This is a genomic window from Neisseria sp. 23W00296, from assembly GCF_044772855.1.
GTDB lineage: Bacteria > Pseudomonadota > Gammaproteobacteria > Burkholderiales > Neisseriaceae > Neisseria.
The window spans coordinates 2,113,063-2,136,127 of the sequence record NZ_CP173024.1 but is presented as its reverse complement, the minus strand read 5'-3'; the positions used below and the strand labels follow the sequence as shown (position 1 = coordinate 2,136,127).

At 57.7% G+C, this 23,065-nt stretch carries 23 protein-coding genes; 1 reads left to right on the top strand and 22 read right to left on the bottom strand.

Annotation, left to right across the window (positions count from 1 at the left end; genetic code table 11):
- Positions 1-51 precede the first annotated feature (51 nt).
- The 3 genes from ACG2K1_RS10645 to ACG2K1_RS10635 all read right to left on the bottom strand — a co-directional run bounded on the left by ACG2K1_RS10645 (position 52) and on the right by ACG2K1_RS10635 (position 7,931).
- The gene (locus ACG2K1_RS10645; protein ID WP_395429246.1) at positions 52-5,127 is read right to left on the bottom strand and encodes an LPD7 domain-containing protein; all 5,076 of its coding nucleotides are present in this window, start codon (positions 5,125-5,127) and stop codon (positions 52-54) included.
- 106 nt (positions 5,128-5,233) lie between these two features.
- On the bottom strand, positions 5,234-7,459 hold the full coding sequence (locus ACG2K1_RS10640) for a type IV secretory system conjugative DNA transfer family protein (RefSeq protein WP_395429245.1): 2,226 nt from the start codon (positions 7,457-7,459) through the stop codon (positions 5,234-5,236).
- Positions 7,460-7,529: 70 nt separating this feature from the next.
- Positions 7,530-7,931: a single-stranded DNA-binding protein gene (locus ACG2K1_RS10635; RefSeq protein WP_114922580.1), complete on the bottom strand. Its 402-nt coding sequence runs from the start codon at positions 7,929-7,931 to the stop codon at positions 7,530-7,532.
- Positions 7,932-7,963: 32 nt separating this feature from the next.
- Between ACG2K1_RS10635 and ACG2K1_RS10630 the strand changes: the two genes are divergently transcribed.
- Entirely contained in the window at positions 7,964-8,281 is a 318-nt protein-coding gene (locus ACG2K1_RS10630; protein ID WP_114922581.1) for a hypothetical protein, read from the top strand.
- On the opposite strand, the gene ACG2K1_RS10625 is transcribed toward ACG2K1_RS10630, so the two are convergent.
- From ACG2K1_RS10625 to ACG2K1_RS10535, 19 genes are all read right to left on the bottom strand, one after another.
- On the bottom strand, positions 8,212-8,451 hold the full coding sequence (locus ACG2K1_RS10625) for a hypothetical protein (RefSeq protein ID WP_162817681.1): 240 nt from the start codon (positions 8,449-8,451) through the stop codon (positions 8,212-8,214). The genes ACG2K1_RS10630 and ACG2K1_RS10625 overlap by 70 nt on opposite strands.
- Positions 8,452-8,538: 87 nt before the next feature.
- Entirely contained in the window at positions 8,539-8,811 is a 273-nt protein-coding gene (locus tag ACG2K1_RS10620; RefSeq protein ID WP_114922582.1) for a type II toxin-antitoxin system RelE/ParE family toxin, read from the bottom strand.
- The gene (locus tag ACG2K1_RS10615; RefSeq protein ID WP_395429244.1) at positions 8,801-8,992 is read right to left on the bottom strand and encodes a hypothetical protein; all 192 of its coding nucleotides are present in this window, start codon (positions 8,990-8,992) and stop codon (positions 8,801-8,803) included. The genes ACG2K1_RS10620 and ACG2K1_RS10615 overlap by 11 nt, the downstream gene beginning before the upstream one ends.
- A 101-nt stretch (positions 8,993-9,093) precedes the next feature.
- Positions 9,094-10,215: an ATPase, T2SS/T4P/T4SS family gene (locus tag ACG2K1_RS10610; protein ID WP_395429243.1), complete on the bottom strand. Its 1,122-nt coding sequence runs from the start codon at positions 10,213-10,215 to the stop codon at positions 9,094-9,096.
- Positions 10,216-10,608: 393 nt separating this feature from the next.
- Entirely contained in the window at positions 10,609-11,952 is a 1,344-nt protein-coding gene (virB10, locus tag ACG2K1_RS10605; protein WP_395429242.1) for a type IV secretion system protein VirB10, read from the bottom strand.
- A gap of 12 nt (positions 11,953-11,964) precedes the next feature.
- On the bottom strand, positions 11,965-12,813 hold the full coding sequence (locus ACG2K1_RS10600; RefSeq protein WP_114922585.1) for a TrbG/VirB9 family P-type conjugative transfer protein: 849 nt from the start codon (positions 12,811-12,813) through the stop codon (positions 11,965-11,967).
- Complete coding sequence (locus ACG2K1_RS10595; protein ID WP_395429241.1) at positions 12,810-13,517, bottom strand: virB8 family protein; 708 nt, start codon at positions 13,515-13,517, stop codon at positions 12,810-12,812. Before ACG2K1_RS10595 ends, ACG2K1_RS10600 begins: the two co-directional genes overlap by 4 nt.
- Positions 13,514-13,669 (bottom strand): hypothetical protein, encoded by a 156-nt coding sequence (locus tag ACG2K1_RS10590; RefSeq protein ID WP_205277236.1) that lies wholly within the window; start codon positions 13,667-13,669, stop codon positions 13,514-13,516. The genes ACG2K1_RS10595 and ACG2K1_RS10590 overlap by 4 nt, the downstream gene beginning before the upstream one ends.
- 81 nt (positions 13,670-13,750) lie before the next feature.
- Positions 13,751-13,915, bottom strand: a complete 165-nt coding sequence (locus ACG2K1_RS10585; RefSeq protein WP_162817682.1) for a hypothetical protein — start codon at positions 13,913-13,915, stop codon at positions 13,751-13,753.
- 29 nt (positions 13,916-13,944) lie between these two features.
- A complete protein-coding gene (locus tag ACG2K1_RS10580) occupies positions 13,945-15,018 on the bottom strand; it encodes a type IV secretion system protein (RefSeq protein WP_395429240.1) in 1,074 nt (357 codons plus the stop codon).
- Complete coding sequence (locus tag ACG2K1_RS10575) at positions 14,976-15,197, bottom strand: hypothetical protein (RefSeq protein WP_049256328.1); 222 nt, start codon at positions 15,195-15,197, stop codon at positions 14,976-14,978. Before ACG2K1_RS10575 ends, ACG2K1_RS10580 begins: the two co-directional genes overlap by 43 nt.
- Before the next feature lie 23 nt (positions 15,198-15,220).
- A complete protein-coding gene (locus ACG2K1_RS10570; RefSeq protein ID WP_395429239.1) occupies positions 15,221-15,880 on the bottom strand; it encodes a type IV secretion system protein in 660 nt (219 codons plus the stop codon).
- Between the two features lie 160 nt (positions 15,881-16,040).
- Positions 16,041-18,458 carry a conjugal transfer protein gene (locus tag ACG2K1_RS10565; RefSeq protein ID WP_395429238.1) on the bottom strand — a complete coding sequence of 806 codons (2,418 nt, stop codon included), beginning with the start codon at positions 18,456-18,458 and terminating at the stop codon, positions 16,041-16,043.
- On the bottom strand, positions 18,358-18,792 hold the full coding sequence (locus ACG2K1_RS10560) for a VirB3 family type IV secretion system protein (RefSeq protein WP_114922589.1): 435 nt from the start codon (positions 18,790-18,792) through the stop codon (positions 18,358-18,360). The genes ACG2K1_RS10565 and ACG2K1_RS10560 overlap by 101 nt, the downstream gene beginning before the upstream one ends.
- 92 nt (positions 18,793-18,884) lie before the next feature.
- Complete coding sequence (locus ACG2K1_RS10555; protein ID WP_395429237.1) at positions 18,885-19,241, bottom strand: TrbC/VirB2 family protein; 357 nt, start codon at positions 19,239-19,241, stop codon at positions 18,885-18,887.
- Positions 19,242-19,372: 131 nt separating this feature from the next.
- Positions 19,373-20,158 (bottom strand): lytic transglycosylase domain-containing protein, encoded by a 786-nt coding sequence (locus ACG2K1_RS10550; RefSeq protein WP_205277237.1) that lies wholly within the window; start codon positions 20,156-20,158, stop codon positions 19,373-19,375.
- A 533-nt stretch (positions 20,159-20,691) separates the two neighbouring features.
- A complete protein-coding gene (sstT, locus tag ACG2K1_RS10545) occupies positions 20,692-21,906 on the bottom strand; it encodes a serine/threonine transporter SstT (RefSeq protein ID WP_009425292.1) in 1,215 nt (404 codons plus the stop codon).
- A 73-nt stretch (positions 21,907-21,979) separates the two neighbouring features.
- Entirely contained in the window at positions 21,980-22,339 is a 360-nt protein-coding gene (locus tag ACG2K1_RS10540) for a YbaN family protein (RefSeq protein ID WP_232304371.1), read from the bottom strand.
- Positions 22,339-22,914 carry a DUF1415 domain-containing protein gene (locus tag ACG2K1_RS10535; RefSeq protein WP_395429236.1) on the bottom strand — a complete coding sequence of 192 codons (576 nt, stop codon included), beginning with the start codon at positions 22,912-22,914 and terminating at the stop codon, positions 22,339-22,341. The genes ACG2K1_RS10540 and ACG2K1_RS10535 overlap by 1 nt, the downstream gene beginning before the upstream one ends.
- Positions 22,915-23,065: the final 151 nt, after the last annotated feature.

The following is a 23,065-nucleotide window of genomic DNA, read 5'->3' as shown; positions in this document are numbered from 1 at the left end:
TTTCAGGCCGTCTGAAAACCATCATACCGTTTTCAGACGGCCTGTCCGGCATCAGCGATCCATGTCCATGCCGTCGTCGCGCCGTTTGGGCTGATCGGGCTGCTGTTCAGGCTGAGTCCGGTTGCGTTCTGCCGCTGCAGTGGGTTCGGGCATATCCAGTTTGGTGCCGTTCATCCGCTTTTGCATGCCGGTGTAAAAGTTCAGCATGGCGGATTCGTGTTTGCTTTCGGGAATGCCTTTCACCGCTTCGGCAAAGTCGCGTTCGTGGTTGGCCAGCTGTTCTTTGGCGGCTTTGGACAGCTTGTCGGCCTTGGCCAGATAGGCGGCGCGTGCAGCTTCGAGCGCATGGTTGGGCGCCGACGGATCTTGGGGCTTGTCCGCGGCCCGGCCGATATCCGGTTCGGGTACGGACTGCCGCTCGCCGGCCGCCTGTACGGCGGTTTCTGCCGCACGGTTGGCTGCCCGCGTCTGCCCCGGTGTTTCGGCGCGCATCTGCAGGTTTGCGGCTTCGGACTTCAGGCTGACGCTGTCGTCGGCAACAAGCTGCTCGGACGGGCTGTGTGCGCTTTGCCGGTTTTCAGGCTGCCTTGGCGGCGGATTATGGGCAGACGCTTCGGCCGTCCGGTTGATACCGCCTGCTTCAATGCTGTTGCGCTCGCGTGCCGCGCGCATCTGATCGCGCATGGCCAGATCTTCTTTGCTTGGCGAATAACCGCTATTCGGAATACCTCGCAGCTCGGCTTCCAGCCACATCTGCCGTTTGAACTCGCGGCTGCCGGAAATGCGGATGTTGTCCCAGTTTTTGGCTTGGGCGGTATCGAGCATATCGCTGATGGTTTGCGCGTCTTCGCGGGCGGTTTTGATTTTTGCACCCTTGTCTTCAAATAGCACGGTGCGGGCGTTGTTCGGATCGAGATAGCGGCCGTCGTAACGGACATAGCGGGCATCCAAACCGGCAGCGGTTTCATAGTTCAAATCGAGTACGGGTTTGGGTTTGGCAGGTGTTTCGGGAGCAGGTTCTGCATCCTTTTGCACGGCGGCCGGTATTTCCGGTTCGGGGCGTTTGGTGAGAAGGATTTCAGGCTGCTGCGGGGTTTCAGGCTGCCTGAAACTATCCTGCATCCGTTCGGCGGAGCGGATGCGGCGCAGGCTTTCCTGAACTTCGACTGCGGTGATGGTTTCCGGCTCGGGAGTATTCTGCGTGCGGCTGCCGCCGTACTCGATGCCGTTTTCCTGTTGGGAAGAAGTCAGGACAGATTCCTCCTGTTTGGCAGCAAGAGTGGACGCAGGCGTTTGCTGCGGTAAAGGTTCGGAATTTTTCTCCGGACGCTTTCCCTTCTGCGGCGACGACCAGCCTTTTTCGTTTCTGGGAAAAAAGACCGTGCCGTCGTTGTGGGTGATGCCGTAATAACCCCGCAGTACCGGATCTTTATCCATCTGCTGCTGTATGGCTTCAGGCGTGAGGCCCCTGTATCCGATGTTGGTGCTTATATCGTCAAATTCGTACTTTTTGAAGTCGGATTCGTAAAAATGGATTGCACGGTTGTCGGCATCGACTTCGGCGCGGGGGGCATCGCCATAGTTTCTGCCCGGATATACGGCAAATGCTGCTTCCGATGCAGGTTCAGCGGGTGCGGGTGAGTGGTTTTCAGGCTGCCTTGCGGCTTTCGGGGTATTTGCTTGCTGTGCCATGTTTTGCTCCTGTTCGGTCTGACCTGCATTTTCGGCAGGCATGGAAAAAGCCGCTGCATCGGGTGCGGCGGCTTGGGTGGGTGCGGGGGCTATGCTGTCGGGCTGTTCTTGCTGCGGGCGGTTTGTTCCGCTTCGATCTCGCTGCGGCTGCGCGGTGTCCACGGGTGTTCTCGGAACTGTTGTTCCATCCACGCCGACGCCTGTCTGAAGTCTTGCCGCAGCAATTCGATCTCGGATGCTGTCAAAAACCCCGGCGCTTCTGATGACGCCTGCCTCTGCGCGTGTAAGCCGGTCGATGCCATAGCCAAACTCTCTTGTCCAGTAATCATTGGGTGCGTCTCCATGTTTTCGTTGTATTTCGTTTAGTTGGTTTCGGGTGGGAACAATATCCAGCGCGGTTTCCCGCGCACTCATGACGGCTGCTCCGATCACACGACCGCCGCGGTTTTCGATATAGCCGCGTAACGATGCAATCGTGCCGCCCATTGTCGAATTGTCGTCCAAAATCAGATAGTCGCGGCCTGCTTCCACTTTGCCGTCAAATACGGGCTGAAAAGCCAGACGGTGGCTGCTGCCGCTGCCGGTGCGGCCGGGTTTGTTGATTTGGACGATCTCGGCATCAACCGGCCAGCCGGTCGATGCGCGGATGGCATGTGCCATTGCTTCGGGAATTTTGTTTTTGCCGGAACTTTCCTGGGCTTTTACCGAAATCAAAATGGGCACCCGCCCGCCGGCCAGTTCCCGGATATTGTCCAAAGTCTCGGTTGATAATAAAGATTTTACCATATCATACGCTGCCTCAGCGTCGCCCGCTTTGGCTTGTGTATAACCGGCAGCGTCTTTCAATTCTGCCAAACTGCCGTTGCGGATAAGGCGCGGGAAATCGCGCCACGGGGCGCGTTCGGCGCGGCGTTCTTCATTCATGCGGCGCTCGTCGGCAACAGCCTGCTCCCATTCGGGATCGACGGGCGGGGCGGCAGCGGCGGGATTTTCAGACGGCCTGCCGTTATCGCGGTAGGCTGCCGCCGTTTCTTGGGCGGCGATGATGCGTTCCCGTCCGTCCAGCGTCGGATCGTTTAATGCGGCATTGATGTCTTGCTGCGCCTGCTGTCGCAGTTCGGGCGCGATTTGTGCGGCGGTCTCGTTCAGCCGCATGGCGGCCACTGCGGCCTGCGCCGTTTTGGCCGTTTCGGCTGCGCGTGCGGCCTGTTCGGCCGCGGCCTGCGCTTCTTGTTGCAGGGTCTGTTCGGACTTAGGCCGGATTGCGCCAACCGTTGCCCAGCCCATTTCCTGAGCCAGTCCCGGGTGTGCACCGACGATTCTGCCGCCTGCGATGGTAATGTGCCTGCGCTCGAAAGCGGCGTTGTGCGCCATCTCTGCGGTGCGGTAGCCGAACGGGGTGCGCTCGAAGGCGACAGGGTTTTCCAGCCGGATGTGGCCTTCTTTCAGGCGGACGGCCGGGCGTTCAGACGGCCTTTCAGGCTGCCGCACTGTGTTTGGTTCGTGTGATGGGCGGATGTTTTCAGTCTGCCGTTGTGCCAGCCAGTCGGCGAACTGTTTTTCAGTTTCGGTGATGTCATAGCCGACCTCTCCATCAGGCGACCAAATGCCGAGGGTGGGTTTGCCGTTGCCGTCCGTGCCGCGACGGGTTGTCCAGCCTTCGGCCGTGCGCTCGAGGATAAAGTCGGCGCGGCTTGTTTCGCCGTAGCCCCGGTAATTGATGCGCTTGTCCAATATGCTGCGGGCGCGGCCGGCCTGTATGGCGGACAGGCCGGATTGGGCAAGCCAGCCGCTGACGGGTTGGCGCTCGTCAGCTTGTACCTGCTTTTCGGCAAGCTGTACGGCATCGCGTTGCATCATGGTTTCGATGTCCGAGCGGTATCCGACGGTTTGGCGGCGTTCGTCGTTTTCGTAGCGCACGCCGTATTGCGGTTCTTTGCCGGTTTTGGCTGGCATAAAGGTGGGCAGGTTCGTCCATCCGTACACTTCGGCCTGTCCTTTGTTGCTCTGCCATGCCGTGCCGATAAAGTCATCGTTTCGGTGCATGGTTATGGTTTGGTCGGCCGCTTCGCGTGCTTCCTGCTCCGTTTGAGCGCCTTCGGCAGGAACAACAGGATAGTTGAACAGTTTGCCGAACGCGCCGGTGAATACGGCATAGTGCCTGCCGTTCTGTTCCCGGGATGCATAGGCATAGATACCGCTGCCTTCGGGATGCGGCGGGGTTTGGGATGGTGTTTCGGGCGGTTGTGCCATGCTTTGCTCCTGCTCTGCCTGCTTTTCGTTTGCGGCAGACATAGAAAAAGCCGCGTTGCGGGCGGCTGCGGGTTGGGGCGTTTCGCTTGCTGGGGCAATTTCAGGCTGCCTTTCGGGCATCTGCAGAGCGGCGGCCATTTGTGCTCGGACGGCTTCGATGCCCTCGGTCAGATGCAGGTCGTTGAAGTCGGTAGGTAGGTTTTCGCGGTTGCGTTTTTCGTCCCATGCGCCGTGGGCAGCCTGAAAACGCCCGACGGTTTCTGGGCTGAAATCGGGCAGAGCGATGCGGGCGCGGCCGCCGAGAATGACGGCGGCTTGCGAGGCGGCGGCCAGGCCGGTGCCGGAAGGGTCGTTGTCGGCGGCCAGTATGACGCGTTGGGTTTTAGGCAGACGGGTAGCCATGTTTTCGGCGATGCGGATCATATTGCCGCTGTCGAAAGCGATAACAACGGGCGCGCCGGTGGCTTTGCGGATGCTGGCGGCGGTGGCGAAACCTTCGGCCAGTACGATGCCTTTGTGCGCTTCGCGCTCGAGATTGCCGAGTACGGCGTAGCTGCCGCTTTTTTCACCGCCTTTGAGAAAGTGTTTGCCGCCCGCTTCGTTGATGGTTTGCACGGAAACCAGTTCGCCGCCCTGATACAGGGGGATGACAAGCTGCCGCTGCCCTTGGTATTCGTTTTGGCGGATGCCGCGCACCAGTTCGGCTTCGGCAATGCCTTTGCGTTGCAGATAGGCATGGTTAAGATCGACGGTTTTATCGGCATTTTTCCAGATGCCGTAGGCTTTTTTGGCAGCTTGGCGGCGGGTATCGGCCAGCTCACGGGCGGCAGCTTCGTCGCGGGCGCGCTGTTCGGCTTCACGGGCAGCCATCTGTTCGGGTGTAGGCGGAACGTAGGGATGCTCGGGACGGTAGCCGTTGTCGCGGGCAAGCCTGAACAGGGTGGCGGCGGTGATGCCGCCGGGTTTGGGCGTGGCAGATTTCCATGTCGATTTGACGACGCTGCTGTTGTAGCCTTTGCCCTGCCTAGACCATTCGTCCCACAGGGTAAATCCGTTTTCGCCGAGAGCGTCTTTGATGGCAATGGCGATCGGATACCATTCGTTGTGGGTGGCGGGAGTGGGAATATAGCTCAGGGCAGCCTGAACTTCGTCGTAGGTGGGCGGTGCGTAGTCGTTGGCCATAACGGGTCTCCGAAAGTGGAAATGGAAAAGGCCGTCTGAAAACGAGTTTCAGACGGCCTTGTTGCTTATGGGTTGTGCTAACAGCCTGAAACCCCTTTCAGGCTGCCTAGTCTTCTATGTTGTCGAACAGTCCTCCGCCGTTTTCGGTCTCGGCATCTTCTGCGTCTGCGTCGTCATACGCTTGGCCGTCGCCGGAAGCGTCTGCGATGCCGTTTTCACCGTCTTCACCGTCAAAGGGCGGGGTGTCCGCTGCCGTGCTGTCGGCAAGCATGGCGCGGACGGTGGGCATGGTTTCCAGTTGCCAACTGCCTTTCAGGCTGCGGGCAAGCAGGGCGGCGGTTTCGGGATCGCCGCTGACAAGATCGGTGTAGATCTGTGCCAGCTCCTGCTTGTTGCCGTAGTCGGACGGGTGGGTGTTTTTGACCTGTTCGCGCGGGATGGGCTGCGGCTGATCATCGTGCCGCTTCAGGCTGCCGGTACGGAAATGCAGGTCGGGAATAAAGGGGATGTCCATGCCTGCACGTTCTTTGAACGCCGGATCGTCGTAGTAGCGGATTTTGTCGGCATAGATGGGACGGGCGGCGGCCATGTCGAGAATGCACTTGTCCATCGGCATCTGTTTGATCTCGCTGTCGTACATCAGGGCGCGTTTCTGGTCGCTGGTGCTTTGGCTGCGGCTGCTGCCTTTGCCGCTGCTGCGGGAAACGGATTTGGCCTTGACGGTTTCGTTGCCCAATATCCGGCTGTACTCTTCCGCTTCGGCTTGGTCGCGCGGGGTGAAGATGGCGCGGGCGGTGAAGTTGGTGAAGAAGGTGCGGGCGTTTTCGCGGCCGTACACGGCTTCGATCTGCGCGGGCGACTGGGCGATAATCATCAGACGCAGACCGTAGCCGGCGACGTAGGATACGCCTTCTTGGATGGCTTGGACGTTGCCCAGTGCGGGAAATTCGTCCATCAGCAGCAGACATTGGAAAGGCAGTGTGGTCTGGCCGTTTGCATCGAGATTGTTTTCCGGAAGACCTTGGGCGACGTTTACCTGCACAAGCTGGCTGAAAAACAGATTGGTCAGGCGGCTGAAGGTGGCGGTTTCGGTGGGGTTGATGCCGATGTATACCGTCATGCGTTTGCGGCGCAGATCGTCGAGCCGGAAATCGTCGCCGGAAGTGGCCGCTTCGACAACGGGATCGAGAAAGATGCCCAGCGGGGCGGTCATGGTGGCGAGAATGTCTGCATTGGTTTTGGCATTGCCGTTGGCAAAGCCGGAAAGCAGGGTTTGGCAGGCGTCGCTTAAGGGTTTGCCGCTGCGTTTGCGCGTTTCCAGCTCTTTTTTGATCCAGTCGGTCAGGGTTTGGCCGTCGGCAGGTGTGGTCAGCCGGTAGAGATAGGACAGGGTACTGCGTTCGCGGTAGTCGGCGTCGCGGTTCGGCCGCTCGTGTTCGGTTTCCAGCATATACAGGGCAAGTCCGACGAACAGTTTGCGCGCGGACTCCACCCAGAAGCTGTCGTTGCCGCCGCTGCTTTTCGCGCTCATCGGCAGCATGATGGCGGCCATATTGGAAACATCTTTATACATGAACAGCGGATTGCGCGAGACGTAGGTAAAGGGATTCCAGCGGTGGCTTTTCAGGCCGGTAATCTGCGCGGCCTGCGCCGACAGGTTGGCACGGTGGGCTTCGTCGTCGGTCTCCCAATCGGCTTTGCTCATGCCGGGCATCAGTCCGCCGGGGTTGAACAGAAACACTTGTTGGCCGACGCTGGCACGGTAGCCGGCAGTTAAGAGAAAGTTCTCGAACTTGGGGTCGTATACCACCATGCTGTCGCGGTAGTTCAGGCAGTTCGGAACAATCAGCGACACACCCTTACCGGCACGGGTACGGGCGGCGACAAACAGAAATTCGCTGCCCGCCCAGCGCAGGAATTTTCCTTTGTAGCGTCCCAGCAGGATGGCCGGCGGCGGCAGCGGTTTGCCCTTTTCCTGCTTGGCCGGCGGTTTGAGCAGGCCGGTTTGGGCGATTTCTGCACCGTTGGCGAAGCGTGCCGAACCGTGCAACTCGCGTTTGGGTTTGGCAAACAGCACCGCCAAGATAATAAACAGCGGCGCGACGGCCACCACTGCGGTAAGACCGGATGCCGCATACAGCGGAAAGCGGAAGTTCTGCGGCAGGCGGTCAGAGTATTCCCAGTAGCGCGGCAGCATGGCTAGGGCGGGCGCGCTTTTCAAATCCAGCCAGCGGGTCAGCACAAACGCGCCGAGATACAGTCCGCCGGCGGCGGATAAGGGGGTAATGCCCAAGCCGAACAGTACGGCGGGCAGTTTTTTGGGTTCGGACATCGGTGTCTCCGTACGGACAAACAGAAAAAAACGGTTTCAGGCAGCCTGAAACCAACGACAGAAGCGGCAATCAGCCCAAATAGGCCGACGCACCGCCGTCATTCGCACTGCTGCGCTCATCCGTATGTTCTTCGAGTGCTTTGGATGCGGCGATAAATTTCACCTTGTTGCCGCGCACTTCGTAAACCGTCCGCGCCCGCCCGCTTTTGTCGGTAAAGTGCCGCGACCAGATGCTGCCCCACACGGCCACGCAGTTGCCTTTCTTCAAATAGTTCAGCGCAAATTCGGCAGGCTTGCCGCGCAGCAGCACGGCAAACCATTCCACATGGTCGGTCTCGTTGCCGTCTTTGTCGCGCCGCCTGTCGTTGCAGGCAACGGAAATCTTGGCGTGCGCGTTGCCGTCGGCAAAATAACCGCCTTCGGGATCGCTGCCCAAATAGCCCATCAGGTACAGGGTGTTGTCGTATGGCATACTCGGCCTTTCTTTTTTCGGAACAGAACAAAATGGAACATCAAACAGACAACCGCCAACCCGAGGAGCTGGCGGCTTTGAAAACGGAAATTCAGGCGATGGCCGCCTATTTGGAAACGCTGACCCTGTTTGCGGCGGAAACGCTGCTGTCCGCAGAAATGGGACGGGAACAGGCAGACCGCATACGCAAGTTGGTGGAAGCGGTGGACACGCTTTACGTACAGTCGGAAACCTTCGGCCAAGACGCCTTTTGGGTACGGCTCAACGGCGCATTGACTCGTTACACAGAACGTTTCGGTGAGCTGCCCTTAACGTCCGGTTCGGCGGGCAGGGTTGGGGCGGATGACTGACTCTCGCCCAATATCGCCAAAACCCGCAGACGGTCAGGATTGTCCGGGTTTCTGCCGACGGTTTCAGGCTGCTTTTTTTGCAAACACGGCTGTTGTCCGGCTTCGGGCAAACGGTCGCGGATTTGGCGCAGGGTGTACAGAATCTCATGCAGGATGTCGGTGTCGTTCATGGGGTTTCCTTTTACGTTTTGTTTGTTTCGGAATGCACAAAGGCCGTCTGAAAAGTTTCAGACGGCCTTTGCCGGTGTTTGGGATCTTTACGGATATTGTCTGCTGCCGTGCAGTACACGCAGAATCCGCAATTCGTCCAAAGCCACTTTGTAAACCAGAATGTAGTTGGGATGGGCAACAAACTCACGGGTGCCCGCCACTCTACCGGTACGGCCGATATAAGGCATCTGCCCGAGTTTTTCGGCAGTCTCGAACAGGGTTTCGGCAAGGTTGGATGCAGCAAAAGGATTGTCGGCGGCAATGAATTCCACAATGCCGTCCAAATCGCTTTGCGCTTCTGGTGTCCAATTAACCTGCATTTTTTGTCATCTCCGCCAGTTTGGCACGTATACGGGTAGCCACTTCGTCGTGCGGAATCGGCGGTTTGCCGCTGTTTAGGGCTTCTTCCACTTTGGCACGGAACCATGCGTCGTATTCGGCGGCTTCCTGCTCGCTGGCAAATTCGTAGGTCAAGGGGTCGGTTTTCAGTACGGTATTCATTTTGCTGTCCTTTGCATAAAGGGTTGGCGCGATACTGCCTGCCGTACGGCGCTTTGTCAATCGAAGGCAGCCTGAAATCTTTTCAGGCTGCCTTTTCCGTCCTATACCTTGCCGCGCAATGCCTGATATTTTTCCACGGGGTCGAAGTACAGCTCGGTCATGTAGGTACGGTGGAAGAAGCAGACAACGTCGATGGTGGTGCGTACGGTGTTGAGGATGTAGTCGTAGGGCATGGCTTTGCCCGCAGGCGATTCCATCGCCAGTTGGGCGATGCGGTAGTGGACGCTGCGGGCGTCGTTGGCGTGGACGGAAGTCAGGCCGCCGGGATGGCCGGTGTTCAGTGCAGACAGGTAGTCCCACGCTTCGTCGCCGCGCAGCTCGGTGAGCAGGATGCGGTCGGGTTTGAGCCGCATGCAGGCGGCGATAATCTGTTTGGCGCTGATGTGTTCTTTGTAGAACAAGTGGGCATGGTTGGGATGATTGGGGGTATCGAGTTCGTGGGTGTCTTCGATGGTGATCAGCCGGGTTTGCGGATCAATCATGTCCACTAGCGCTTTGGTGAAGGTGGTTTTGCCGGAACCGGTACCGCCAACCATGCAGATGTTGAGTTTGTGGGTGATGGCCAGCCGGAAGAAGGTATCGAGATCGCGGTTGGCTTTGGCTTCGAGCATTTGGTACTGCCAGTCGGCCAGCGGCACGTCGTGCGGCAGACCCATTTTGTCGCTGATGTCGCGGAAATGGCGGCCGTCGATCCCGATGCCGTTTGCGCCCGACGCGCCGTCTTTCAGGCTGCCTGCGCTGCCGTAGCGCGAGGCGTCGTCAAAACCCTGCAGGCGGCCAGTTTCGATGTAGCCGTCCAGCGAGAAGCGGCTGGTGGAAGGTTTGCGGATGGCCATCACCACGGTACGGTCTTCACAGGAAGGTGGGATCATGATGTGGCCGCGCTCGCCGGCGGGCAGGGTTACGGAATGGATGGGGCTGGCGGCGCTGATGTGCTTGTCGTTGTAGTTGCACAGCACATTGGCCAGCTTCATCAGCTTGTCCAGCGACAGTTCGGGGTTTTCTATGCGCTCGATGCCGAAGCTGCCTTCGACAAACATTTCGTAGGGACGGTTAATCATGACTTCGGTCAGGCCGTCGCGGGCAAGCTGGTCGTTAATGCCGAGTTTGTCGAGAAAATTCAATGCGGAGGCGTCGGCGCGGATATGGGTTCTTTCGTGCATGTCATTCCAATTAGGAAAAGGCAGCCTGAAAGGTTTCAGGCTGCCTTGTTGTGTATATAATGGCTATGGGGCTGGGTAGCAACAAAGCCCCATGGCAGTGGGGCTTTGTGCTGAAACCGCCCTAGAAAGGATGGTTTCAAGTATGAAACGTACCACTAGCACTGGTCGTTCATGGCTGAGACTGCGGACAGTCGTTAAGATTATCTTAGCCCTGTTCCTGCTCTTAGTCAATTAACGGCAATCAAAAAACGCTGTAAGGTTTCCGCCTACCCTTTGGGGCGGGCGGTTTTCTTTTGCAGCAGTCAGGCAGCCGGATAAAGACAGTTTGCTGTTTTTCAGACTGTCTGCCACTTGGGAAAGGCCGTCTGAAAGTTTTTCAGACGGCCTGTACCTTTATTGCCTGATGGCGGTATCGCCCGCATCCGGTATGGGCATGCGGTATGGGCTGACCCGTTCGTACACGCTGCCGAAATCCACGTCGCGGGCGACGATGATGTTGATGCGGCTGCCCTGATTGATGTAGCCGGTCGGCGGGATGTTGATGCTGTTTTTCAGGGCTTCGGTGGCCATATCCTGTGCGGATTCGGACGTGTTATCGAAGTTGAAGGTCTGGCCGCCGTTACCCTTGCTGTTGCGGCGGTTGGAGGCATAGTTGCCCAAGTCGCCGATCAGGCTGATCATCACTGCCCCACCAAAGCGTTGCCAGAAGTGGTAGTTCACCCGTGCGCCGATACCGGCTTCGCCAAGTTGGCCGGAGGCTGGGCTGGCCAGCGCAACACGCACGCCGTAGGGCGTTTCGGCTTCGTTCCACAGCACGAATACGCGCGCCTGTCCCTGCAGCAGGGCGGATGCCTGTTCGCCGGTAACTTTGCTGCCGCGTTCGAGCAGCAGCACTTTGCCGTTGGCGGAATAAACGTCTTTCTCGACGATGCAGCGGGTAAAGCCGGGCTGGATGGTAACAATCTTAGTCTGCATGGTGCAGGGGATATTGGTGCCTTTAGCCAAGAGATAATCGCTGCTTGCGCGGCGTGAGGCTTGGACGGAGGCGGTCAAGGTGGGGTTGAGCCTGCCGGCCAGCCCGACGCTTTGCGCCTGTTCCCCTTCCGCCGGCGGATTGTCGCTCATATACGGATCGTTGGCGCCGATGGCGGCGGTATTGCCGGCACTGCCGACGGCGAAGGCATCGGACTGCATGGAGGATGTTGTGCCGCCGTCGGTGGCCACCAAGACTTCTCCGGTCAGCCGGCGGTCTTTGGGCGGCAGTTCGGGCGCGGAGGCTTCGGCAGTCCGGGTTTCGGGCTGACCTTCGGCAGTGACGCCTTCGGGTGCGGAGGCGGGCGGGTTTTCTTCCTCTTCCGGCTCCACTCCTTCGGGAGCGGATGCGTCTGCTTCCTGCTGTTGCTCGGCCAGAAGCCGGGCTTGGTCGGCTGCCATGTCGTACTGACTGTCGGCCGATATTTCCGGCACTTCTTTTTCTTCCGTTTCCTCTTCGGAAGGCGCACTGTTTATCCATATCATCAGTCCGGCAATGGCAAGGCCGCAGCCGACAACGGCCGCCCCGAGCAACATCAGCTGCTGCGGGCTTTTAGATGTGCCGGAGGCGCTCTGCACATCCGGCACTCCGCCTTCGATCTGCGGATCGCCTACTTTCTCAAACATGCTTTCAGGCTGCCCGTCGTCTTCCGGGGCAGAGTCCCCGTTTTGCTTGGGGCGGCGAAAGCGGTCGAATAGTCCCATCGTGAATCCTTTCTATTTCAAAAGACGGACGGATTCTTTGTCGTCCGTACCGGTGCGGTTGAAGGTGCCGGTGCCGTCGTAGCTGCGGTTGTCTATGCCCAGCACTGATTTGCCGGAGCGCAGTACAAACTTGGCGGCGGTCTCGTGGACAATCAGCGTGTCGCCTTCGGTATGGCTGTCAGTCAGGCTTTCGCTGCCGTCGGCATTGATGCGGTACACCGTCGGCAGGGCGCGGCCGTTGTCGAATTGGAAGTAGGTAAAGCGGCCGTTGTCCCACAGGGCGGTAGGGGCGAGTTGTTTGTCGCCATAGCCCCAGTAGTCGCGGTTGTCGTCCATTGCCCGCAGTCCGCCGGCGGCGGCCAGTGCGGCTTCGGCATTGCGGCGTTTTTCCGCCAGCGCATCGCGTTGGCGGCGGATATCGTCCGGATAGCGGAAACGCAGCACATAAGTCGGCGGCTGTTTGGCTCCGGCAAGTTTGAGGTCGAAGACGTAGGTGCGTTTGTCTGATACAACAATCATGTTGGTGGCCGGTTTCTCTTCGGTCGGTTTGAATAGGATGTTGTTGCCGCGCACCGACATTTTCCAAGCCTCTGCATCCCCCATGCCCAAAGCGGAATAGCGGGCGTCGAGGTATTCGCCGTCCTGCAGTTGCACCATTGCGGCGCGGCCGACTTGGGCGTACACGGTATAAACGCGTTCGGGGCTGTAGTTTTCGGTGCGGATACGCGAATCGGCTGCGGCGTTGGCACAAAGCAAAGCCGCCCATACAAAGACAAGGGCGGCGGGGCGGTTGGGACGGAACAGCCGTCCGCGGTTTTCAGACGGCCTCAAACGGCATGGCGGCAGGTAACGGTTCGTCATTGGACGGTCTCCTTGTCGGTGCGCCAACTGGTTACGGTAAAGCCCAGCGGATTGATCAGCCGGGCTTCGTCGGGCATGGATACGTCGCGGTATTCGTAGCTGATGGTGGCAATGTAGCGCTGCGGCGGCAATACGTTTTTGTCGGCAGTCAGCGGAATCATGGTTTTTTCATAGCGAACTTGGGCGGTTTTGCCGACAAAGCTGACGGACAGGATTTTGACGTTGATGCGGAAACGGTCGGTCAGCACCTTGTACGGTGCGTTGGGGCTGTCTTTGTAGAGCTTGACCAAATCGGCCTGCAGGGACGGATCGGACATCAGATTTACCGCGTCGAAAGTGTCTTGGACGGAATACCAGTCATAGCCTTCACGGTCGCGGACGTAGCGGGACAGATAGGCTTTGTCCATCACTTCGCCATAGCTTTGCTCGTGTTTTTTCAGGGTGGTAACAATATCGGTGGCACCGGTGTTGTTGTCCACCCGGATAAGAAACGGCAGGGCGGTCTTAAGCGGGGTAAGGCCGGCAACGGCGCCGACGGCCAAACCGGTAATCAGCAGGCAGGAGGCGGAAATGCGCCATGCGATTTTGGCGTTTTTACGGACACGGTCGATTTCTGCGGTTTCAAAGGCACGGGCGGCTTGGATAAATTTCAAGGGCGGCACGGCTTTGTCTTGGGCGGACGGCTGTTGTGCTTTTTGATTCATGGCTGCTCCGTGGTTTTGGCGGTGCTGTCCGCAGCTTGCAACTGCGGTACGTTGATCGGAAAGGGTTTGCCGTGCGGTTTGGGTGCGCGGTGGGCGCAGGCAGACAATAAAAAGGCCGCTGCAAGCGCGGCGGCGGAAAGTTTGAAAAACATTTTTCGGTTTTACCTTTCATCAATAACAAAAGCGGCCTTCCGCAAAGGAGAAGGCCGGTATGAGCAAACGGACGGCGACAGTCAGTGCCCGTCGTAGGGGCGGCCGTTGGAACAGGCGGCCAAAACGAAGAAAATAACGGAGAATCCGGCCATCATCCCGAAAAACTGTCCCAGTTTTGTGCCGTGGAAGAAATAACCCAGCACGGGAAACGACAGGATGATGACCAACAAAAAGCGTGACAGCATAATAAACCCTCCCTATGGTTTGTCGGAAACTAACGCCTGCCGATGGCACCGCCGGTACGGGCACGGTTGCCGAACATTCCGGACGCGCCGCGTCCCATCCGGGTCAGCAGGTTGCTATGCGATACCGCCCGCACCAGACCGGCGGTAAATCCTTCCATACTCGCGCCGCCCGTTAATGCGGAAGCGATTCCCGGTATCTTAATTGCGGCCAGTACGAAGAACAAGGTCATCAGGAAAAAGATAGGCGGCAGCGCTTCTGCCGCCACCAAGTCTGCGGCGATATTACCGGTGATGTATTTGTCTATCCGGTTGTCGAAATAGGCCGTCTGAACCATGCCTAAAATCGAAAACAGCACCACCGTTACCGTATAGTTCAGACACTGGCCGATCCAGTTCATGCCGTACTGCCGTGTTGCCGGAAACAGCATCATGCCGATGAACAGCGGGCCGACCATGATGGTCATCGCCAGACAGATCTTGGTTACGATGTAGTAGGCGAAAGACATCGCCAGCATCAGGTTGCCGCACAAAAAGACGACCAGCCAGATTTTGGCAGTAATGTTGATTCTGAAACCGACGCCTTCAATACCGCTTTTACTGTCAGCCAGCTCAGTGATTTTATCCAACAAACCATCCAGTTTCTGCGCGCTGGCGTCAAACGCGCTCGCATCGAAGGATTTGTTGCTGAATAATGATGCCATGTTTTCAGGCAAGGAATAGATTAACTTGGCTATTTCGGAATATTGCGAAGCGTTGAATGCGCAGGAAATGACGATCATCCACCCGACAAACTTCTTCGCCATATCGATAATGTTATCGTCCAACCCCCGGTTGTAGGCGTTGAGCGCAACAATCATGACATAAATCCCGAAACCTGCGGCAAACAGCGGCGCAAGGCCGGAAATGAAACTGCCGACCGCAGAAAACAGATTGTCCCCCAGCGTGGCGACAAACTCTTTGGACAAATCGGTAAAAATGCTCGTGGCCATTTTTTGCTCCTTGGGAAAAGAAAAGGCCGCATCCTTTTTTAGGATGCGGCCTACAGGGCGCATAACGGTATTTAGTTGCTTTGGGATGCGGCCGCATTTTGCGGGCAGCCCCATTCCTTCATTTCCGCCGTCCAGCCGTGCTTTGCGGCGCGGGCGCATTTTTCTCTGTGATCATTGGCCTCTTCTTCTTCCAACTGCCGTCTAAGCTCGGAATCGGCGGAACTGCCGCCGCATCCGGCCAGAATGGCAGCAGCAGCCGCACACAACAGCAAAGCCCGTATGCTTTTCATCATTTGTTTCCTTTAAAAAAGGCCGGTCAGCATCCCTGCTCCTTCCAGCCGTGTTTTGCCGCCCGGGCGCATTTGTTGCGCAGGGCGAAGTTGCGCTCGTCGATTTCTTTCTGCATTTCGTACAGACGCGCCATTGTATCAAGATTGATTTGGTTTTGCTGGATTTTCGCCTGCTCGCCGGCAATGCGGTTTTGCAAATCGGCCGCCGCTTTGGCATCCTGCGTTTTGTCTACCTGATCGATCAGGGCGCTGATGTTTTTCATCCGAAGCTGCGAGTCCTTGATGGATTTCAGCGTCATATCAAACTGTTTAATCAGCCTTTCGTCGCTGTTTTTGGCGTCGTAGGCGTTGGCTGATATCAGGTTTCTGCCGCCGCTGCCTCCCTGTTTCTTGGCCGCTTCGTAGACGGATTTCCATTCGTCGGGCAGGGCTTCTTGGGCTTCGTTACGCAACAGTTTGCCGATATTGCGGCTGCCGGTGAGCGCCTTAACCTGCGATTTGAGCTCGTTAATCTGTTTGATCTGATTTTCTATCTGCTGCTTCATTTGAATGCCTTGCTGGATGGCTTGGGCAACTGCCGCTCCGTCAAAAACCGGAATACCGCCTGCAAAGACCGGCATGGAAACGGCAAGACCGCCGGAAAGCAAAACGGCAGCAGCCAATTTGGACAAACGTTGTTTTGTCATCTTAATACTCCTTAAGGATAAAATGCCGCTTGCGCGGCAGGAAAGCAGCTTTTCAGGCTGCAAAAAAAGCCGGCGGTTGCCCGTGCGGCTAGGGGTGGATCAGTGTGGTGAAAATGCCAAAAGGCAGCCTGAAACCTTTCAGGCTCTGAAAACCCGGACATCAGTTTTCAGCCTGCCCGAAGTCGGCACGGTCTTTGGTGGCCGCCGTAACGAAAGGCCGGTACCAGTCGCGCACGTCTTCGCCGTATTCCTCCATCGTGCGGTGCAGCAGCTCGACGTTGGCGGTGTTGCCGGACAATACGGCGATGGCTTCGTGCATGCCGAACAAATCCAGTTTGGCAAAGGCGGACTGTTTGGACTGCTTGACGAGGAAGGTACGGCTTTCCAGCGGCAGTTCCACCAACTGTTGGTATTCCTTCCTGCTGATGCCGCAGCGCTGGTAGCTGCCTTCGTATTCGGCGTCGGGGTTGGGCAGGAAGATTTTGGTCGGCGTCTGCTGAACGATGGCCGGGAAGATGCTGCTGCTGATGGCGTCCTCCGGCGATTGGGAAACCAGAATCAGCCAGCCGCCGCGTTTGCGGTCGGTTTTGAGGATTTTCAGCATCAGCTCTTCCGTTGCCGAAAAGCGCAGCGGCCACCAAAACTCTTCAATAATGCTGGCCAAGAGGCCGTCTTTTTCGGCCACTTTGTCCATCATGATGTTGCGCAGGTGGAACATATAGGCCAGCACCGGGGCGGTAGGCGGATAGCCGTCTTTGAGTATGTCGGTCAGATCGAAGCCGACGCGCCAGAAATCGGCCGGATCGAAGCGGTTTTCGGGGTTGTCCAAGCACCATGCGAAGCGGCCGTTTTCGGATTCGCACCACTTGGCCAGCCGTACATGCAGGCAGTCGGGATCGGCCAGACTGGGGATGTGTTGCAGCAGGTGGCTGAAACGGCGCATCGGCCAGTCCAAATCCATCAGTGCGTCCACGGCATCCTGTATCTGCTTTTCCTCTGCCGCCGTCAGCCTGCCTTCTTCGTTTTGGCCGCAGATGCCGACCAGCGTGTAGAGAAACTCACGGTTGGACGGGGTGTCGGGCAATTGGAAGGGATTGAGGCCGGTGGGCACGCCCGCTTCCAGTGCGAAGTAGCTGCCGCCGATGGCGCGGATGAAAATCTCCATGCCCCTGTCCAAATCAAGGGCGAAGATGTAGGGGGCAAAGCGTTCGGCAAAGGCCATCAGGGCGCATTGCAGGGTGGTTTTGCCCGCGCCGGTGGCACCCAGTATCAGGGTGTGGCCGGCGATTTTTTCACCGATGTTGTCGTCTTTGGGATTGGTGAAGTGGAAATTGAAGTCGTACACGGTTTTGGAAACGGTCTGCAGCGGCATCACCGCGCTGCCGTCGCCCAGCGGATTTCCGTGTTTTTTACCGTGCGAGTAATTGTGGATGCCGAAGGTGCAGGCGAGGTTTTCCGTGGTTTTCGGGAAACTGCGCGGCCGGTCTTTGCAGCCGGGAATCTGGCTGAACCATGTGGACGGGGCGGAATAGCCTGCCTTCATAAAGCGGAAGCCGCCTGAATTGAGAAAGGCGGAATAGGCTTTCGCGCCGTTGCCGACGGCTTCGGCAGGCGTGCCGCCGAATACGGTCAGGGCGGACGAGTAGTCGCCGAACATGATTTCGCCCGCCATCAGCCTGCCTTGCGCGTCTTCCAGCTCGATCTGCTGGTTGACGGCTTTGTCATCCACCGAAGCGAAGTTGTGAAGCTGCCGTTTGATTTTCTGCTGCATCTCGTAGGGACTGATAAAAATCAGGCTTTGCGTGAGGGTGAACTCGCAGGGCAGAGTCAGGATATTGGTCAGGATTTTCGGTTTGGAGAGGCCGAAGTCGCGCAAATCGTACATCACCGCGTATTTGCGGCCGCCGCTTTCGGGGCGGATCTCGCAGATGTCGGTGCCGAAATGCAGGTTGGCAGCGGGGATGGTTTTGTAGGCCGACTGCGGCGACAGCGGGATGTTGTCGGCATGGCCGTTGATCAGGCTGCCGTAAAAGCGGTACACGTCGGAAAAGGCCACCTCTTCGGGGTTCTGCCATGCGGACAATACCTGCGGCGCATAGGGTTCGAGCGCGCGCAGCAGAATCTGCATCTGTTCGCTGCATTCTTTGATACCGGCGTCGATGCTGTCGGCTTTGACCAGCAGGGACAGGTAGAAGCGGTTTTCGTAGTAGTCCTCTTCGCGGAAGCGGCGCAGATAATCGTGGGCGAAACGGCGGCAGAAAGCATTGTCGAATCCGTATTCGCGGTCGAAGTCGATGCGCTCGCGTTTGAGTGTCGTCCATACCGCGCCGCGGTTGCCGAGGCTCTTGCCGACGCCGGTCAGCACGGCGCGGAGATTGGCAAAGTAGGTGAACAGGCGGTTGTCGTCCACGCCGTCAAACGGCAGCCCTTCCATCTTGATCACAAAGCCGTAATGGCCGCTTTCGTAATACACCACTTCATTGCTGACGTGTTGGCAAATTTTCGGGAGAAAATCTGCTGCCGATGCCGTTCTGTTGAGGGTCTTGCTCCAGTAGTCGCTGGTAATCTTTGTAGTCATCTTTTTGTCTTCCGTATCTGCCTGCGTGCAGTGTGAAAGTGGACAGCCCCGCGCCCGCTCCGATGCGGCGCAGCAGCCATTTGGCCTCCATCGCGTAAATTCTCACTGCCTGATCGTCATTCGCGCTGACGGTTTTGAGGCCGAAGTAAACCGGGATGTTCAAACCGACCAGCAGCAATGCCGCCTTGCCGACAAACAACTGTCCGAACATGCCGGCGAATACCGATCCCAAAATACAGAGCACCATCGGCATCATCGGCACCCCGAAAAACATGGCGGGGCGGTTCATGCCGTTGTAAGTGGGAAACTCGGTGTCGATGTTTTCGTCGCTCATGACGCAAACTCCTTTTCGTTTGCATGAAAACAGGCCGTCTGAAAACTTTTTCGGCTGCGCCGAAACTGCGTTTTCAGACGGCCTGAACGCGCTTAGCTGAACTTCATTTTGCCGCCCTGGGTAAACAGGTAGGTGGCCAAAGCAATGCCTGCCCCCGCACCGACAATCCACAGGCAGGTACCCAGCACGTCAGGCCAGTCTTTTTTCTGCATAAAACCCAGTGCGCATTGCCAAAGCAGGGCGATGGTAGCGACAATGCCGACGATCGTGTAAATCGTATCGCGGACTTTTTCCAGAGGTCCGGTGGCTTCGGAAAACCCGCCCGCCGCCATTGCCGCCTGTGCCCCGAAGGCTAATACGAACATCAGCAGGAAGCGTGCGGCGCGGCCGGCTGCCGCTTTGCGTTTTCCCGTATCGTGCAGCGCAACGGCTGCGTTGTTTTGGTTCATGTTTTTAAACTCCATAGTCGGTTAATAAAAAAACGCCCTTAAAGGGCGCGGTTGCGCTTTCAGACGGCCTGAAAGCATTCCGCCGCCCGTCGTTTGCGGCAGGCGGCAGGAATTCGGGTAAAGGATTGTGCTTAAAAATCGCCGAATGCGTCCCATGCTTCGCGTTTGCGGACAGGGGCTGTTTCGGCAGCCGTCTGTTCGGAGACGGTTGCGGTATAGGCCGCAGGCAGAACATTGCCGGAAGGTTGCGCGGCTTGTTTCTGTCCGACAGGCTGATGCCGGACGGCTTTCTCTTGCTTGCCGGCTGCAACCGGCATCACCGCCGGATTCACCGCAGGCACGCTGTAAGCGAGCGTCTGTCCGGCATGGTTCTGCCGCGCGGCATTGAGGATTTTTATCACATACGGCGGCTGCCCCTTGAAATCGGCACGGAAACCGGTACGGAAATTGCCGCTGTAATAGCAGGAAAAGGCTTTTTGCAGATCAGTCTGTCCTCTGCCTCCCGTACGCTTGAAGCAGTCGGACAGGATTGCCGCACCTGTACGCACATTGGTGCAGGGGTCGAACACCGTGCGGTAGTCCAGCCCGTAGCTTTTCAGGTTGTAACGGTTTACCTGCATCAGCCCCATACTGAAATTCCTACCCTGCGCGTGCAGCATTTTGGCCGCTTCAACCGCTTCGGCCATGCTGCGCGGCTGGCGGGGCAGCGCACCTTTCACCACGCCGATGGCATAGGGGTTGAACTGGCTTTCGACACGGGCAACGGCCTGCAGGGTATCGGGATGGACGTCTTTGCCACACTGCTGTGCCAGTTGGGAAAATAAAACCCGCTGCGAAACGGCAGCGGGTTGGGTCTTTGCGGTAGCAAGTGCCGGTATGGCGGCCAGTGCGGCCATCAATACAACTTTTACAAACATTGCTTCAATTCCTTAAATTATGCTTCTGCAAAAAAGAAAAACGTAAAAATCCGCATGGATGTTTACGTTTTTTGTTCTTTACAGGCTTGTGTCTGATTTGTACCTGAATGTGGCTGATTCAGACTCTGTTAGGCTGCAAATGATGGATTTATGCAGGCATCACTTTCAGCATTATCAAATAGTTATAATTTAAATAAAATAAGATGTTAGACTTAAAATCCGTCGCCCCTGATACGGGCGTACCGGTTCGATTCCGGTTCCGGGCACCACTAACCGCATTTGCGGTTATTTTTTTGTCTGCCGTATTTGGGGTGTTGCCAGATTTTCGTGTTGTTCCGCTATGTAAGGCCTTTTTGCCGCTGCCGAACATAATCTGTCCGGCGTTTTGCCGTGTGAGGGTCAGGGTAAAAGGTCTGCGGCTTTACCGCATTGCGGTTTTTATGGCTTGTTTTGAACGGGTACGCCATGTTTCCAAATGCCAAAAAAGAGGCCGTCTGAAACTTTCAGACGGCCTCTTTTGCTTTTTTACCCGATCAGTTTTTCCTACGGCTGCCGAGGTCGGCGGCGGCGGTGAAGAGGACGTCGGTGGAAGAGTTGAGCGCGGTTTCGCAAGAGTCCTGTACCACGCCGATGATGAAGCCGACGGCGACCACCTGCATGGCGACGTCGTTGCTGATGCCGAACAGGCTGCATGCGAGGGGAATCAGCAGCAGCGAGCCGCCGGCCACGCCGGATGCTCCGCAGGCGCTGACGGTGGCGACGAGGCTCAGCAGCAGGGCGGTGGGGAAGTCAACGCTGATGCCTTCGGTATGGGCGGCGGCAAGCGCCAGCACGGTGATGGTGATGGCCGCGCCCGCCATATTGATGGTGGCGCCCAGCGGGATGGAAATGGAATAGGTGTCTTCGTGCAGATCGAGTTTTTTCGCCAGTGCCATATTGACGGGGATGTTGGCGGCGGAGGAGCGGGTGAAAAAAGCGGGAATGCCGCTTTCGCGCAGGCAGGTGAAAACGAGCGGATAGGGATTGGCGCGGATTTTCCACCAGACAATCAGCGGGTTGAAGACGAAGGCGACAAACAGCATGCAGCCGACCAACACGACGAGGAGCTTGGCATAGCCTGCCAGCGCTTCAAAACCGGTTTCGGCAAGAGTGGAGGCGACCAGGCCGAAGATACCCAGCGGGGCGAAGCGGATTACCCAGCGCACAATGGCGGAGACGGCATCAGCCATATCGGCAACGGCGGCGCGGGTGGTGGCGGAGGCATGGCGCAGAGCGAAGCCGAGCAGCAGCGCCCAGGCAAGGATGCCGATGTAGTTACCCTCGGCCAGCGCCTTGATGGGGTTGCTGACCAGGTTGAGCAACAGGGTTTTCAATACGGCGGTAATGCCTTCGGGCGGAGCGATGCCTTCCTGTCCGCTCACCAGTTTGAGTTCGGTCGGATAGGCCAGACCGGCGGCAACGGCAACCAGAGCCGCGCCCAGTGTGCCGATAAGGTAGAGCACCAGAATGGGTTTGATGTGGATTTCGTTGCCTTTTTGATGTTTTGTAATAGCGGCGGTAACCAGTATGAACACCAAAAACGGCGCGACTGCTTTGAGCGCGCCGACGAACATACTGCCCAAAATGCCGACGGCTTTGGCGGCGGGGACGGAAACTGCGTATACCGCAACGCCGAGTACGAGTCCGATGATAATCTGCTTCACCACGCTCATACGCAGCAGGGCTTGCAGGGTTGTATTATTTGCCATCTTGATTCCTTAACTTCTTTTAACTGAATGTTTGCATTCTATAAGAGATGCCGCACATTGGGTAGCGGCGGGCTTATGCGTCGGGCAGCCGCCACATCCACCATGCGCTGCCCAGACAGAGCGCGGCTGCGGCGGCGGGTATCCACCACGGATCGGGGATGCGCCACAGGATAATCAGGCAGGAAGCCGCCATCATGGAAAAGGCGAGGTATTTGGCACGGCGGGGCACGGCGCGTTTTTCTTCCCAGTTTTGAATCATCGGGCCGAAATAACGGTGGCGGTGCAGCCAGCGGTGAAAACGCGGCGAGGCTTTTGCCCAGCAGGCGGCGGTGAGAAGGACGAAGGGTGTGGTCGGCAGCAGCGGCAGCACGATGCCGACGATTCCCACCGCCAGCGACACCGCGCCCAGCAGCCAGAAAAACGGACGGGAAATCACGGCTGTTCCTTGTGGAACGGGCAGCCCTGCGGGATGCCGAGTGCGTCCCAGCCGCTTTTGCCCATTTTTTCCAGCAGCTCGATGTTGCGGCCGAAAATGGCTTCGGCATCGGGAAAAGCCTGCGCGGCTTTGGCGATGCTGTCTTCGCGGATGAGGTGGAGGGTAGGGTAGGGGCTGCGGTTGGTGTAGTTGCCGATGTCGTCGGGCTGGGTGCCTTCGAAACGGAAGTCGGGGTGGAAGGGGGCGATTTGGATGATGCCTTCGAGGCCGTTGTCGGCAATGGCGGCTTCGGCGGTGTCGAGCATGTCGTTGAACTGCAAAAAGTCGGTAAACAGCGTCGGGTGGACGAGCAGCGTGGTTTCCAACTGTTCGGGCGGTGTGTCGGCCAAAAGCTGCAATTCGCGGTCGAGGTCTTCCAAAAAACCGTCGCCGTGTTTGGCCCCGCTCACGGCGATGCGTACGCGGCCTTTGACGTGCGGGGCTTTGGCAAACGGGCAGAGGTTCAGCCCGATAACGGCTTTTTCCATCCATTGTCGGGTGTGGTCGGCCACGGTGTCGGCAATATTTTCCATGGGTGTGTGTTGAGTTGAAAACGGCTCGCAATCATACGGTTTTTAAGTGCGAAAAGAAAGGTAGGCCGTCTGAAAACGGATTTCGGTTCTTTGAAAACAGGCTTGCGGTTTGGCTTTCAGACGGCCTCTGATATGCCGTTTTGCCTGCCGC